This window comes from Streptomyces naganishii JCM 4654 (genome assembly GCF_014650575.1).
GTDB classification, from domain to species: Bacteria; Actinomycetota; Actinomycetes; order Streptomycetales; family Streptomycetaceae; genus Streptomyces; species Streptomyces naganishii.
On record NZ_BMVF01000020.1, the window covers coordinates 84598 to 98497 of the forward strand.

The 13900-nt window shown below is 72.1% G+C and carries 12 protein-coding genes and 1 pseudogene; 6 read left to right on the forward strand and 7 right to left on the reverse strand.

Annotated elements, in window-relative coordinates:
- Positions 1–77: 77 nt before the first annotated feature.
- The gene (locus IE217_RS28730; RefSeq protein ID WP_190180864.1) at positions 78–512 is read right to left on the reverse strand and encodes a hypothetical protein; all 435 of its coding nucleotides are present in this window, start codon (positions 510–512) and stop codon (positions 78–80) included.
- A gap of 10 nt (positions 513–522) precedes the next feature.
- Here IE217_RS28730 and rlmN point away from each other — a divergent pair, with 10 nt between their 5' ends.
- From rlmN to IE217_RS28750, 4 genes are all read left to right on the forward strand, one after another.
- Positions 523–1629 carry a dual-specificity RNA methyltransferase RlmN gene (rlmN, locus tag IE217_RS28735; protein WP_190180865.1) on the forward strand — a complete coding sequence of 369 codons (1107 nt, stop codon included), beginning with the start codon at positions 523–525 and terminating at the stop codon, positions 1627–1629.
- 258 nt (positions 1630–1887) lie between these two features.
- On the forward strand, positions 1888–2970 hold the full coding sequence (locus tag IE217_RS28740) for a thiamine ABC transporter substrate-binding protein (protein ID WP_190180866.1): 1083 nt from the start codon (positions 1888–1890) through the stop codon (positions 2968–2970).
- Positions 2946–4628: an ABC transporter permease gene (locus IE217_RS28745; protein ID WP_190180867.1), complete on the forward strand. Its 1683-nt coding sequence runs from the start codon at positions 2946–2948 to the stop codon at positions 4626–4628. The genes IE217_RS28740 and IE217_RS28745 overlap by 25 nt, the downstream gene beginning before the upstream one ends.
- The gene (locus IE217_RS28750) at positions 4629–5648 is read left to right on the forward strand and encodes an ABC transporter ATP-binding protein (RefSeq protein WP_190180868.1); all 1020 of its coding nucleotides are present in this window, start codon (positions 4629–4631) and stop codon (positions 5646–5648) included.
- Between the two features lie 136 nt (positions 5649–5784).
- Here IE217_RS28750 and IE217_RS28755 read toward each other — a convergent pair whose 3' ends face one another.
- The 6 genes and pseudogenes from IE217_RS28755 to IE217_RS28780 all read right to left on the reverse strand — a co-directional run bounded on the left by IE217_RS28755 (position 5785) and on the right by IE217_RS28780 (position 11985).
- On the reverse strand, positions 5785–6444 hold the full coding sequence (locus IE217_RS28755; protein ID WP_229865669.1) for an LAETG motif-containing sortase-dependent surface protein: 660 nt from the start codon (positions 6442–6444) through the stop codon (positions 5785–5787).
- 247 nt (positions 6445–6691) lie between these two features.
- Positions 6692–7099 (reverse strand): VOC family protein, encoded by a 408-nt coding sequence (locus IE217_RS28760; RefSeq protein WP_190180870.1) that lies wholly within the window; start codon positions 7097–7099, stop codon positions 6692–6694.
- A gap of 110 nt (positions 7100–7209) precedes the next feature.
- Positions 7210–8046 (reverse strand): annotated as a pseudogene (locus IE217_RS35470) (hypothetical protein); the annotation flags it as partial.
- Positions 8047–9110: 1064 nt separating this feature from the next.
- Complete coding sequence (locus IE217_RS28770) at positions 9111–9854, reverse strand: ABC transporter ATP-binding protein (RefSeq protein ID WP_190180872.1); 744 nt, start codon at positions 9852–9854, stop codon at positions 9111–9113.
- A gap of 251 nt (positions 9855–10105) precedes the next feature.
- Positions 10106–11485 carry an aspartate aminotransferase family protein gene (locus IE217_RS28775; protein ID WP_189709097.1) on the reverse strand — a complete coding sequence of 460 codons (1380 nt, stop codon included), beginning with the start codon at positions 11483–11485 and terminating at the stop codon, positions 10106–10108.
- The gene (locus tag IE217_RS28780) at positions 11470–11985 is read right to left on the reverse strand and encodes an Lrp/AsnC family transcriptional regulator (RefSeq protein WP_190180873.1); all 516 of its coding nucleotides are present in this window, start codon (positions 11983–11985) and stop codon (positions 11470–11472) included. The genes IE217_RS28775 and IE217_RS28780 overlap by 16 nt, the downstream gene beginning before the upstream one ends.
- Positions 11986–12176: 191 nt before the next feature.
- Between IE217_RS28780 and IE217_RS28785 the strand changes: the two genes are divergently transcribed.
- Both IE217_RS28785 and IE217_RS35145 read left to right on the forward strand, forming a co-directional pair.
- A complete protein-coding gene (locus tag IE217_RS28785; RefSeq protein ID WP_190180874.1) occupies positions 12177–13616 on the forward strand; it encodes a gamma-aminobutyraldehyde dehydrogenase in 1440 nt (479 codons plus the stop codon).
- Between the two features lie 143 nt (positions 13617–13759).
- Complete coding sequence (locus tag IE217_RS35145) at positions 13760–13882, forward strand: hypothetical protein (RefSeq protein WP_268249182.1); 123 nt, start codon at positions 13760–13762, stop codon at positions 13880–13882.
- The last annotated feature ends 18 nt before the right edge of the window (positions 13883–13900 follow it).

A 13900-nucleotide genomic window follows, 5' to 3' on the forward strand; every position in this document is an offset into this window, starting at 1 on the left:
GCACCCCGGCCCGCCCCGCACCCCCAGGTGAGACGCACGACCCCGGGCCCCACGGGCTCGGGGTCACCCAAGCCCTATCAGCGGTCCGGGAAGCCGGCCATGCCGCGTAGGGCGATCCCGGTCAAGAAGAGGACTGCCCCCGCTGCAAGCACTATGAGCCACTTCAGCGAGACGTCTTCCGACGACGCGAAGAGGAAGAACACGCAGAAGCAGAAGAAGCCGCACCCCGAAAAGATGTGGCTGAACCCGTGGGGCACGGGACGCAGGACCCGGCCTCGCTCCCAGGGGTGGATCCAGCCGGTGGTGAGTCCGGTCACGCCCAACCCCACCATGCCCAGAGCGAAGGCCGTCAACGCCGACAGGACCACGTAGTTCATCGCACCTCCCAGCGGAGATCGTGGCACGCGAACGCCCGCTCCGGTGACCTCACCACCTATGAAACTTGCGCAGTGATACGGGCCGACAGTCGTAGCAGCCGACAGCCCCAGGTCACCCAAGTCGATCTGCGACACTGGTACCACCATGCCCAAGCCCGGAGAACTCACTTTTGTCGCGCCGCGCGGTGCCAAGAAGCCGCCGCGGCATCTCGCCGATCTCTCGCCCGCCGAGCGCAAGGAGGCCGTGGCCGCGATCGGGGAGAAGCCGTTTCGCGCCAGGCAGCTCTCGCAGCACTACTTCGCGCGCTACGCGCACGACCCGGAGCAGTGGACGGACATCCCGGCCGCCTCGCGCGGCAGGCTGCGCGAGGCGCTGCTGCCGGAGCTGATGACGGTCGTACGGCATCTGTCGACCGACCAGGGCACCACGCGCAAGACGCTGTGGCGGCTGTTCGACGGGACGCTCGTCGAATCCGTGCTGATGCGCTACCCGGACCGGGTCACCATGTGCATCAGCTCGCAGGCCGGGTGCGGGATGAACTGCCCGTTCTGCGCCACCGGGCAGGCCGGTCTCGACCGGAACCTGTCGACCGCCGAGATCGTGCACCAGATCGTCGACGGCATGCGCGCACTGCGCGACGGCGAGGTGCCCGGCGGCCCGGCGCGGCTGTCCAACATCGTGTTCATGGGCATGGGCGAGCCCCTCGCCAACTACAACCGCGTCATCGGCGCCATCCGCGCCCTGACCGACCCCGAGCCGGACGGGCTCGGTCTCTCCCAGCGCGGGATCACCGTCTCCACCGTGGGCCTCGTCCCGGCGATCCACCGGTTCGCCGACGAGGGCCTGAAGTGCCGGCTGGCCATCTCCCTGCACGCCCCCGACGACGAGCTGCGCGACACCCTCGTGCCCGTCAACACGCGGTGGAAGGTGCGCGAGGTGCTGGACGCCGGGTTCGAGTACACCGCCAGGTCCGGACGCCGGCTGTCCATCGAGTACGCGCTCATCCGCGACATCAACGACCAGGCGTGGCGCGGCGACCGGCTCGGCCGGCTCCTCAAGGGCAAGCCCGTGCACGTCAACCTGATCCCGCTCAACCCGACGCCCGGCTCCAAGTGGACCGCCTCGCGGCCCGAGGACGAGAAGGCGTTCGTCGCGGCGATCGCCGCGCACGGCGTTCCGGTGACCGTCCGCGACACCCGCGGGCAGGAGATCGACGGGGCGTGCGGGCAGCTGGCCGCCACCGAGCGGTAGCCGCGGGGTGGGCGGGCTGTAACTCCGCGGTCGGCGGGCGGTAGTCTGAACCCCGTTGTCGACATCTTCATATTCCGACAGGGGAGCGCCACAGCGCTGAGAGTGCGGCAACCTGGCCGCAGACCCTCTGAACCTCGCCCAGGTCATTCTGGGTAGGAAGTTCGGTCATCACTCGAGCTGTTGCGCCCTGCCCGGCATCCCGCGCGGATGCCGGGCAGGGCCGCGTCTCTTCCTGGTCAACCCCAGGAGGAAAATCCAGTGCACACCAAGACGTTCGTCGCCGTGGCGGCCGGGCTCGGCCTGGTCACGCTGTCCGCGTGCGGCTCCGGCGGCGGCACGGCCGACTCCTCGTCCGCCGGGTCCAGGACGGTGACCCTGGTCAGCCACGACTCGTGGGCCGCGTCCAAGAGCGTCATCGCGGCCTTCGAGAAGGAGTCCGGCTACACCGTCAAGGTCCTCAAGGACGGCGACGCCGGCCAGGCCGTCAACAAGGCCATCCTCACCAAGGACAACCCGCAGGGCGACGTCTTCTTCGGCGTCGACAACACCCTGCTCTCCCGGGCCCTGGACAACGGCCTGTTCCAGCCGTACGAGGCCAAGGGGCTCGGCCAGGTCCAGGCCGCCTACCAGCTCGACAAGGACAAGCACCGGGTCACGCCGGTCGACTACGGCGACATCTGCGTCAACTACGACAAGAAGTACTTCGCCGACCACAAGCTGACCCCGCCCGCCTCCCTCGACGACCTGGTCAAGCCGCAGTACAAGAACCTCCTGGTCACCGAGAACGCCGCCACCTCCTCGCCCGGCCTCGGCTTCCTCCTCGGCAGCGCCGCCCGGTACGGGGACGACGGCTGGCAGGACTACTGGAAGAAGCTCAAGGCCAACGGCGTCAAGGTCGTCGACGGCTGGGAGCAGGCCTACAACCAGGAGTTCTCCGGCTCCGCCGGCGGCAAGAAGGCCAAGGGCGACCGGCCGCTCGTCGTGTCCTACGCCTCTTCGCCGCCCGCCGAGGTGATCTACGCAAACCCCCGGCCGAAGACCGCGCCCACCGGCGTCGCCGACGGCACCTGCTTCCGGCAGATCGAGTTCGCCGGCCTGCTGAGCAACGCGAAGAACACCAAGGGCGGCAAGGCGTTCATCGACTTCCTGATCTCCAAGCGGTTCCAGGAGGACATGCCGCTCAACATGTTCGTCTACCCGGTGGTGCAGGGCGCCGCCGTGCCCGCCGAGTTCACCCAGTACGGGCCGCCGGCGAAGCACCCCGAGAACATGGCCCCCGGCAAGATCGCCGCCAACCGTGACCAGTGGGTCAGGACGTGGACGTCACTCGTACTGAAGTAGCCCGCCGCAAGGGCCGCGCCGGCAGCCGCCGGGGGAGCGCGGCGCGGCTCGGTCTCCTGACCGTGCCCGTCGCGTTCTTCGCGGTGTTCTTCGCCTACCCCGTGGCCGCCATCCTCCGGCGCGGCCTGGAGGCGGACGGCGCCTGGCACCTCGGGCCGCTCACGGACGTGCTCGCCGAGCCCGGCATCCGGCACGTGCTGTGGTTCACCACCTGGCAGGCGCTGGCCTCCACCGCGCTCACCCTGCTCGTCGCGCTGCCCGCCGCCTACGTCTTCGCCCGCCTGGACTTCCCCGGCCGGCACGTCCTGCGGGCCGTCGTCACCGTGCCGTTCGTGCTGCCGACCGTCGTGGTCGGCACCGCCTTCCTCGCGCTCGTCGGCCGCGGCGGACTGCTCGACGAGCTGTGGGGCGTACGGCTGGACACCACCGTGTGGGCGATCCTCCTCGCCCACGTCTTCTTCAACTACGCCGTCGTCGTACGGACCGTGGGCGGGCTGTGGGCGCAGCTCGACCCCCGGCAGGAGGAGGCCGCCCGCATGCTGGGCGCCTCCCCGCTGGCGGCCTGGCGCAAGGTCACGCTGCCGGCGCTCGGGCCCGCGGTCGCCGCCGCAGCCCTCATGGTCTTCCTGTTCACCTTCACCTCCTTCGGCATCGTCCAGATCCTCGGCGGCCCCACCTTCTCCACCCTGGAGGTGGAGATCTACCGCCAGACCTCCGACCTGTTCGACCTGTCCACCGCCGCCGTGCTCACCATCGTCCAGTTCCTCGCGGTGGGCGCGATCCTCGTCGTGCACGCCTGGACCGTACGGCGCCGGGAGAGCGCGCTGCGGCTCGTGGACGCCTCCCGCACCGCACGCCGGCCGCGCGGGGCGGGACAGTGGGCGCTGCTGGCCGGCGTCCTCGGCACCGTCGCCGTGCTCCTGGTGCTGCCGCTCGCCGTGCTCGTGCAGCGCTCGCTCACCGCGCCCGGCTTCGGCTACTACCGCGCGCTGACCCGTGCGGACGGCGGCACCTTCCTCGTGGCGCCCGTCGACGCGATCGGCACCTCCCTGTCGTATGCGGCCGCGGCCACCGCCATCGCCGTGGTGATCGGCGCCCTGGCCGCCGCCGCGCTCGCCCGGCGCGACGCGGGCCGCCTCGTGCGGGCCTTCGACGCGCTGCTGATGCTGCCGCTCGGCGTGTCCGCGGTGACCGTCGGCTTCGGATTCCTGATCGCCCTGGACAAGCCCCCGCTCGACCTGCGCCAGTCGTGGATCCTGGTCCCGCTCGCCCAGGCCCTGGTCGGCGTCCCCTTCGTCGTACGGACCATGCTGCCGGTGCTGCGGGCGGTGGACGCGCGGCTGCGGGAGGCGGCCGCCGTGCTCGGCGCGTCGCCGTGGCGGGTGTGGCGGGAGGTGGACCTGCCGATCGTGCGGCGGGCCCTGCTCATCGCCGCCGGCTTCGCCTTCGCGGTGTCCCTGGGCGAGTTCGGGGCGACCGTGTTCATCGCGCGGCCCGGCAACCCGACGCTGCCGGTCGCGGTGGCGCGGCTGCTCTCCCGGCCCGGCGACCTCAACTACGGCCAGGCGATGGCACTTTCGACGATTCTGATGCTGGTGTGCGCGGCGGCCCTGCTGCTCCTGGAGCGGCTGCGCACCGACCGGAGCGGGGAGTTCTAGATGCTGCTGAGCCTTCAGGCCGCGACCGTGCGCTTCGGCGGGCGGGCCGTGCTCGACGCCGTCGGCCTGGACGTGGCCGAGCACGAGATCGTGTGCGTGCTCGGCCCCAGCGGCAGCGGCAAGTCGACCCTGCTGCGGGCCGTCGCCGGGCTCCAGCCGCTGGACTGCGGGCGGGTGCTGCTCGACGGGCGCGACCAGGCCGCGGTGCCGGTGCACCGGCGCGAGGTCGGGCTGATGTTCCAGGACCACCAGCTGTTCCCGCAGCGGGACGTGGCCGGAAACGTCGGCTTCGGACTGCGCATGCACGGCGCAGGGAGGAGCGAACGCGCCGCCCGGGTGGGGGAGTTGCTGGAGCTGGTAGGGCTTCCGGGCGCGGGCCCGCGGGCCGTGGCGTCGCTGTCGGGCGGCGAGCAGCAGCGGGTGGCGCTCGCCCGGGCCCTCGCGCCCCGGCCCCGGCTGCTGATGCTGGACGAGCCGCTCGGCCAGCTCGACCGCTCGCTGCGGGAACGGCTCGTGGTCGAACTGCGCGAGCTGTTCGGGCGGTTGGGCACCACCGTGCTCGCCGTCACCCACGACCAGGGCGAGGCGTTCGCGCTCGCCGACCGGGTGGTGGTGATGCGCGACGGCCGGATCGCCCAGTCGGGTACGCCGCTCGAGGTGTGGCAGCGGCCCGCGGACGCCTTCGTCGCCCGCTTCCTCGGCTTCGAGAACGTCGTCGACGCGGTCGTCGACGGGGAGGCCGCGCTCACGCCCTGGGGCAAGGTGCCGGTGCCCGAAGGCTCCCCGCAGGGCGCGCACACCCTGCTCGTACGGCCCGCCGGGGTGCGTCTGGTCGCCGCGGACGAGGGACTGCGGTGCACGGTCGCCGCCCGCACCTTCAAGGGCACCCATGTGGCCCTCCACCTGCAGCCGCGGCAGGCCCCTCGCCTGGAGGCGGCCTGCGCGCTGCGCGCGGCACCGGAGGTGGGACAGGAGGTGGGCGTGGAGTTCGACGAGGCGGACGTCGCCGTACTGGACTGACCCGCACGGCGCGAACCCCCGGTCCGCCTTGCGCCGTTACGCCGTTACGCCGACACGCCGACACGCCGATGTGCCGGCAAGCCGATGGCCCGCCCCCGAACCCGGGGACGGGCCACCGTACTTGGCGGTGTGCGCGTCAGCGGCCGCTGTTCGCTCCACGACGGCGCAGGCCGAAGAAGACCGCGCCGCCGCCGACGACGACCAGGGCGGCCGCGATGCCGGCGATCAGACCGGTGCTGGAACTGGCGCCGGTCTCGGCGAGGTTGGAGTCACCGACCGCTGGCGAGGGGGCGTTGCTCGCGGTGCCGGCCGGGGCCGAACTGCTCTCCGAGGCGGAGGGAGCCGGCGCCGGGGCGGTGGTGGACGGCTTCGACGGAGCCGGGCTCGCCGGCTTCGACGGGGTGGCCGGAGTGCTCGGGGACTCCGCCTTGCAGGCCGTGGCCGGCGTGGACAGGTTCGGGGTGATGTCCTTGTCGACCAGCTTGCCGCCGGCCTTGACGTGGACGCGGTACATGGCGTTGGGCTGCCAGTCCTCGGCGAAGGTCACCGTGGTGCCGGCGGCCGAACCCTTGACGTTGTGCTGACCGACCTTCTTCGCGTCGGCGCCGTTGTTCTCAAGGAACACGGTGACGACGGCCGGGGTACCGGAGGCGTCCTTGTCGGTGACGACGATGACGCCCTTGCCGCCGTCGCACTTCGCTTCGGCGGAGAACTCACTGATGTCGCAGGCGAGCGCGGCGGACGCGGCGCCGAGCCCGAGCGCGGCGGACGCGGAGGCGACACCGAGGATGCGCACGGTACGTGCGGTACGGCGAGATATGGACAAGATGGCCACTTTGCCCTTCACGGGATGCGCAATTGCGGGGGGCTTAGGGGGTGTTGAGCCGACCACGAGCCGAAGTCCCAGCACCCCCAGGAGACACACAGGTCTATAAGCGCTCCGTCAGAAGTGTCAACGCATATGCCCCGCGAGGCCGTTGGCTTTGCCTGTTTATTAACCGCACTGATGTTTCAGTGCTTGTGACGCCCCGCCGGGCCCGGGCTCAGCCCTGGACCGCCGCCGGGTCCATCCACATGACCTCCCAGGTGTGGCCGTCGAGGTCGTCGAAGGCGCGGCCGTACATGAAGCCGTGGTCCTGGGTCTCGCCGCTCTCGGTGCCGCCCGCCGCGATCGCCTTCCCGACCAGCTCGTCGACCTTCTCGCGGCTCTCGGCGCTCAGACAGATCAGCGTCTCGCTGGTCTTCCTCGAGTCGGCGATCTCCTTCTTGGTGAAGGTGGCGTAGTGCTGCTTGCTGAGGAGCATCGCGACGATCGTGTCGCTGATGACGACGCAGGCGCAGTCGTCGGTCGAGAACTGCGGGTTGATCGCGTAGCCGAGCTCGGTGAAGAACTTCCTCGCCGCGGCCACGTCGTCGGTCGCCAGGTTCACGAAGATCATCTGCTGGTACATGGTCGGGTCTCTCCCGTTCGCTCAGCGTGCCGTTGATGGCGTTCGCAGGGGTAGACCGCGGGCCCGCCGAGAACTCATCGGCGGGCCCGCGACTTCTTTCCGGCGCCCGGTCAGCGGGCCAGCGGCAGGGCCGCGAGGTGCGCGATCGCCAGGGTCAGCGGGACGAACAGGGCCAGCAGCGCGCCGGCGCGCAGGGCGGCGCAGGCGCGCAGCGTCGTGGCGGGCGCCCCGAGGCGTACCAGCGCGGCGATGGTCGCGGCCCGGTCCTGGCGGGCCTCGACCGCGGCGGTCAGCAGCGCCGCCACGGCGCAGCCGGTGACGACCAGTGCGCCGAGGGCGGTGAGCGGGCCGAAGGCCGGTGCGCCGCCCTCGTAGAGCCAGGTCATGGCGTACGCTCCCGACGCCACCGCGCAGACGACGCCGAGGGGGCGGCCGACGCGGCCCGCCTCCGCCATCAGCACGCGGCCCGCCAGCAGGCGCAGCGCGCCCGGCCGGACGGCCTGGAGGAGCCGCCCGCACAGGTGGGTCAGGCCCGGTCCGGCGAGGGCCAGCCCGAACGCGGTGAGCAGCCAGCCGACGAGGACCGGCGCCGAGTCGGCGGCGAGCCCGCCCGGCAGCGCGGTGGCCCGCACGGCCGGGGCGGGGGACCGGCCGGCGTACGCCTCCACGGCGAGCCCGGCGGCCAGCACGGCGACCCCCCAGGGCAGCCCGGAGGGGGGCCGCCTGGGCGGCAGGGGACGCAGCGGGTCCGCTTCCTCGTCCTCCCCTTCGGCGCCATCGAATACGACGGTCGCACCCGCGCCCCCCGGCGAACCGACGCCCACCGCGGCCACGGCCGCCGACACCCGCGCCCGACGCACGGCCGAGGCCGCGGACACGGCCGCCTGCCGGCCGGGCGTGGACGTCCCGCCGGGCCGGTGGCCCGGCGTGGATGCCTCCTCGGTCCGCTGCCCCGGCGCGGGCGCGGATGCGGACGGCACCGGGGCCCGGTGGCCCGGGGCGGCGGCGGAGGTGAGCGTCTCCCCGGGCCGGTGGTCGGGGGCGTCGACGGAGGCGGGGGCGCCCCCGGCCTGGCTGCCCGGGGTGGGTGCGGAGGCGGGCGTCCCTTCGGGCTGTTGGCCCGCGGTGGAGGCGGACGTGCCCTCGTCCTGGTTGCCCGCGGTGGGTGCGGAGGCGGGTGCCGCTTCGGGCCGGTGGCCCCGGCCGGACGCGGCCTCGTGCCCGGGCCGCGAAGCGTGCGTCGCCGGAGTCCCCTGCGCCGGATCCGGCTTGGCCCCGGAACTGTCCTCCGATGCCGGCCTGCCCTGGGGCCTGGGCTCCGGTGCCGGCATCTTCTGACGCCCGTGCTCCGGTGCCGGCGTGCCCTTGGGTGTCTGGTTGGGCGTGGACGGTCCCGTCCGGCCGCCGCGCAGGCGGGTGCCGAGTCCGCTGTGTGTTCCGGCGGTCTCGCGCGGCCGGACGCTGCCCCCGTGCGTCGCGAAGCGGCCGTCCCGCCTGGGGGCCGCGGTGCGGGACTCCCGGGGGCGCAGGGCCAAGGCGACCGTCACCGACGCCGCGAGCGGGATGACGGTCAGGAGGGTCGGGGTGCCCGGGACCGGGAGGGGCTTGCGGGCGCTCAGGAAGCCGGCGGCCGCGCCGTCGTAGGGCAGGCCGGTGAGGCCGAGGGTGCCGCGCAGGTGCAGGAAGACCAAGGCCGCCGCCAGGCAGCCCAGCGCGCAGGACAGGGCCGTCGTCGCCGCCGAGACGGCCATCATCCGCCAGGGGCCGAGGCCGAGCGCGGACAGGCCCGCGCCGGGCCGGGTGCCGGGGTCGGCGCGGGCCACCGCGACCGCGAGGTACACGGTGGCCACCAGCGGCACCGCGCACCAGGACAGCCGCAGCAGCGAGGCGCCCGGGGCGTCCGGGTGGCCGAGGGCGTGGCCGAGGCTGCACAGCAGCAGGAAGCCGGTGCCCGCCGACGCGGCCGCGACCGTGAGGCGGCGCAGGTGGACGGCGGGGTGGGCGACGCGCGTCAGACGGAGAGCGAGCACGCGGCCCGGCCTTCCGTGGTGTCACCGGCCGGGGGCAGGTGCACGGTCCGCACGCACCGCCCGTCGAGCAGCCCCACCGTGCGGTCGGCCAGGGCCGCGGTCTCCGCGTCGTGGGTGGCGAGTACGACCGTGATGCCGTGCGAGCGGGCCGCCGTGGTGAGCGTGCGCAGCACGTGCGCGCGGTCGGCGCGGTGCAGGGGCGCGGTCGGCTCGTCGGCGAAGAGGACCGTCGGCGCGGGCGCGAGCGCGCGGGCGATGCAGACCCGCTGCCGCTCGGCCTGGCGCAGCTGGTGCGGACGCCTGCGGGAGAGGTCGCCCACGTCCAGGCGCTCCAGCCACTCCAGCGCGGCCACCTTGGCCCGGCGCCTGCCGGTGCCGCGCAGCATCAGGGGCAGCGCGGTGTTCTCCCAGACGTTCAGCTCCGGTACGAGCGCGGGCACGGGGTCGATCCAGCCGAACCGGTCCCGGCGCAGCCGCTCGCGGGCCAGCGGGCCGAGGGTGTGCACCGGGGCGCTGTTGAACCAGACCTCGCCGCGCCGCACCCGCACCATTCCGGACAGGCACCGCAGCAGGGTGGTCTTGCCGCTGCCGCACGGGCCGCCGACCGCCAGGATCTCGCCCTGCCGCACGCCCAGCGAGACGCCGTTCAGGCCGGGCGAGCCGTCGTCGTGGGTGTAGTGCAGGGCGCGCGCCCAGAGCACGTCGTTGTCGGGTGGGGCCACCATGACGTACACCTCGCTCGGATCGGTAGTGCCGCGCGGATCGCCGTGCGGGTCCGCTGATTCCCCCGTCCGGGGGAACGAAGCCGGAGCCGATCGGTCACTGGCACGCTAGGCAGCCGACGCGGCGGGGCCGGACAGCACACGGCCCCGGGCCGCCGTTTCTCACTCGAACGGACCGCCCGGGGCCAGTGATCATCATCTGATCGGAGGTGTGCGCCGCGCGGTGCCCGGAAGGGACACGCGCGGCACGCCCGTCACAGCTTCGTCCACGCCTCCGTCAGCGTCGCGCGCAGGATCTGCTCGATCTCGTCGAAGGTCTCCTGGTTGGAGATCAGCGGCGGGGCGAGCTGGACGACCGGGTCGCCGCGGTCGTCGGCACGGCAGTACAGGCCGTTGTCGAACAGCGCCTTGGACAGGAAGCCGTACAGGACGCGCTCGGTCTCCTCCTCGTTGAAGGACTCCTTGGTGTTCTTGTCCTTGACCAGCTCGATGCCGTAGAAGAAGCCGTTGCCGCGGACGTCGCCGACGATCGGCAGGTCGTGCAGCTTCTGGAGCGTGGACAGGAACGCGCCCTCGTTGTCCAGCACGTGCTGGTTGAGGCCCTCGCGCTCGAACAGGTCGAGGTTGGCCAGGCCCACGGCCGCGGAGACCGGGTGGCCGCCGAAGGTGTAGCCGTGCAGGAAGGTGTTGTCGCCCTTGTAGAACGGCTCGGCCAGGCGGTCGGAGACGATGCACGCGCCGATCGGGGAGTAGCCCGAGGTCATGCCCTTGGCGCAGGTGATCATGTCCGGGACGTAGCCGAACTTGTCGCAGGCGAACATGGTGCCGAGGCGGCCGAAGGCGCAGATGACCTCGTCGGAGACGAGCAGCACGTCGTACTGGTCGCAGATCTCGCGCACGCGCTGGAAGTATCCGGGCGGGGGCGGGAAGCAGCCGCCGGCGTTCTGCACCGGCTCCAGGAAGACGGCCGCGACGGTGTCCGGGCCCTCGAAGAGGATCTGCTGCTCGATCTGGTCGGCGGCCCAGCGGCCGAAGGCCTCGGGGTCGTCGCCGAAGATCGGGGCGCGGTAGATGTTGGTGTTCGGGACCTTGTGCGCGCCCGGGACCAGCGGCTCGAAGGGGGCCTTCAGGCCCGGCAGGCCGGTGATGGACAGGGCGCCCTGCGGGGTGCCGTGGTAGGCGACCGCGCGGGATATGACCTTGTACTTGGTGGGCTTGCCGGTCAGCTTGAAGTACTGCTTGGCGAGCTTCCAGGCGGTCTCCACCGCCTCGCCGCCGCCGGTGGTGAAGAAGACCTTGTTCAGGTCGCCGGGCGCGTGGTCGGCGAGCCGCTCCGCGAGCTCCACGGCCTTGGGGTGGGCGTAGGACCACACCGGGAAGAACGCCAGCTCCTGCGCCTGCTTGAAGGCGGTCTCGGCGAGCTCGGTGCGGCCGTGGCCCGCCTGGACCACGAACAGGCCCGCGAGGCCGTCCAGGTAGCGCTTGCCCTTGTCGTCGTAGATGTAGGTCCCCTCGCCGCGCACGATCGTCGGCACGGGGGAGTTCTCGTACGAGGACATGCGGGTGAAGTGCATCCACAGGTGGTCGTACGCGGTACGGCTGAGGTCCTTGCTCACGGTTATCGGGTTCCCCACATGTAGGTCTGCTTCTTGAGCTTGAGGTAGACGAAGCTCTCGGTGGAGCGCACGCCGGGCAGCGTCCGGATGCGTTTGTTGATGACGTCCAGCAGGTGGTCGTCGTCCTCGCAGACGATCTCGGCGAGGATGTCGAACGAGCCCGCGGTCATCACCACGTACTCGACTTCCGACATGTCAGTCAGCGCGTCGGCGACCGACTCCACGTCGCCCTCGACGTTGACGCCGACCATCGCCTGCCGGCGGAAGCCCACGGTGAGCGGGTCCGTGACGGCGACGATCTGCATCACGCCCTGGTCGAGCAGCTTCTGGACGCGCTGGCGCACGGCCGCCTCCGACAGGCCGACGGCCTTGCCGATCGCGGCGTACGGCCGGCGGCCGTCCTCCTGGAGCTGCTCGATGATGGCGAGGGAGACGGCGTCCAGGTGGGGACTGCCGTTCCTGGACTCGCGGGAGTCCCTCTGGTCTGCGCTTCGACTGGCCACGAGCACACTGTGCACGACGTCTCGATAGTTCCGCAAGGCCGCAGCGATGAAATTCGTTGTTTACAGGACTGAGACTTGCGGATTTCGCAGAAGTCGCCGCGACGGGGGTGTTGAAAACGTCGGAGCGCCGACTAGGGTGGGCATCTCAGTGGCTGGACAGCCAGAAACAGCCAGGAAGAGCGACAACCAGACCAGGAGGGCCGGCAGTGAGCACCGAGCTGCGTCGTCTGCGCAACTACATCGACGGTGAGTTCCGGGACGCCGCCGACGGACGGACCACCGAGGTGGTCAATCCCGCGACCGGCGAGGCCTACGCGACCGCGCCGCTGTCCGGCGAGGCGGACGTCGACGCCGCCATGGCGGCCGCCGCCGCGGCCTTCCCCGGCTGGCGCGACACCACCCCCGCGGAGCGGCAGAAGGCCCTGCTGAAGATCGCGGACGCCTTCGAGGAGCGCGCCGAGGAACTGATCGCGGCCGAGGTGGAGAACACGGGCAAGCCCATCGGGCTGACCCGCTCCGAGGAGATCCCGCCGATGGTCGACCAGATCCGCTTCTTCGCGGGCGCGGCCCGGATGCTCGAGGGCCGCTCGGCCGGCGAGTACATGGAGGGCATGACCTCGATCATCCGCCGCGAGCCCATCGGCGTCTGCGCGCAGGTCGCGCCGTGGAACTACCCGATGATGATGGCCGTGTGGAAGTTCGCCCCGGCACTCGCCGCGGGCAACACCGTCGTCCTCAAGCCGTCGGACACCACCCCGGCGTCCACGGTCCTGATCGCCGACATCATCGGCTCCGTCCTGCCCAAGGGCGTCTTCAACGTCATCTGCGGCGACCGCGACACCGGCCGCCTGATGGTCGAGCACCCGACCCCCGCGATGGCCTCCATCACCGGCTCGGTGCGCGCCGGCATGTCGGTCGCCGAGTCCGCGTCCAAGGACCTCAAGCGCGTCCACCTCGAGCTCGGCGGCAAGGCCCCGGTGGTCGTCTTCGAGGACACCGACATCGACAAGGCCGTCGAGGACATCTCGGTGGCCGGCTTCTTCAACGCCGGCCAGGACTGCACCGCCGCCACGCGCGTGCTGGTGCACGAGTCGATCCACGACGAGTTCGTCTCCGCGCTCGCCAAGGCCGCCGAGGACGCCAAGACCGGGCAGCCCGACGACGAGGACGTCCTCTTCGGCCCGCTGAACAACCCCAACCAGCTCAAGCAGGTCGCCGGCTTCATCGAGCGGCTGCCCGCCCACGCCAAGGTCGAGGCCGGCGGCCACCAGGTCGGCGACAAGGGCTACTTCTACGCCGCGACCGTCGTCTCCGGGCTCAAGCAGGACGACGAGATCATCCAGAAGGAGGTCTTCGGGCCGGTCATCACCGTCCAGTCCTTCTCGGACGAGGACCAGGCCGTCGAGTGGGCCAACGGCGTGGACTACGCGCTGGCCTCCTCGGTGTGGACCAAGGACCACGCCCGGGCCATGCGGATGTCCAAGAAGCTCGACTTCGGCTGCGTGTGGATCAACACCCACATCCCGCTGGTCGCCGAGATGCCCCACGGCGGCTTCAAGAAGTCCGGCTACGGCAAGGACCTGTCGGCGTACGGCTTCGAGGACTACACGCGCATCAAGCACGTGATGACGTCGCTCGACGCGTAGCCTTCCGGCGGCATCGCCGGAAAACACCGGGGCCCCGGGCGGAGGACGGACCGCCCGGGGCCCCGGCGCACCCGGCCCCCGGCAGGTCGGGGACCGCGCCGCCGCCTTCTTCCGGGGCGGGGCCGGTCGACAGGGTGCCGGGTGTGGCGGGGCGGGGTCGACGCAGCGCCGATTGTGCGAACTACGTCTGCCCCGTCTCCGCGGCCCAGGACGTCCTCGCCGCCGCCAAGGACAAGGACACGGCCGAACTCGCCGGAACCCCCTGATCTTCGTCGGGTTCGCGC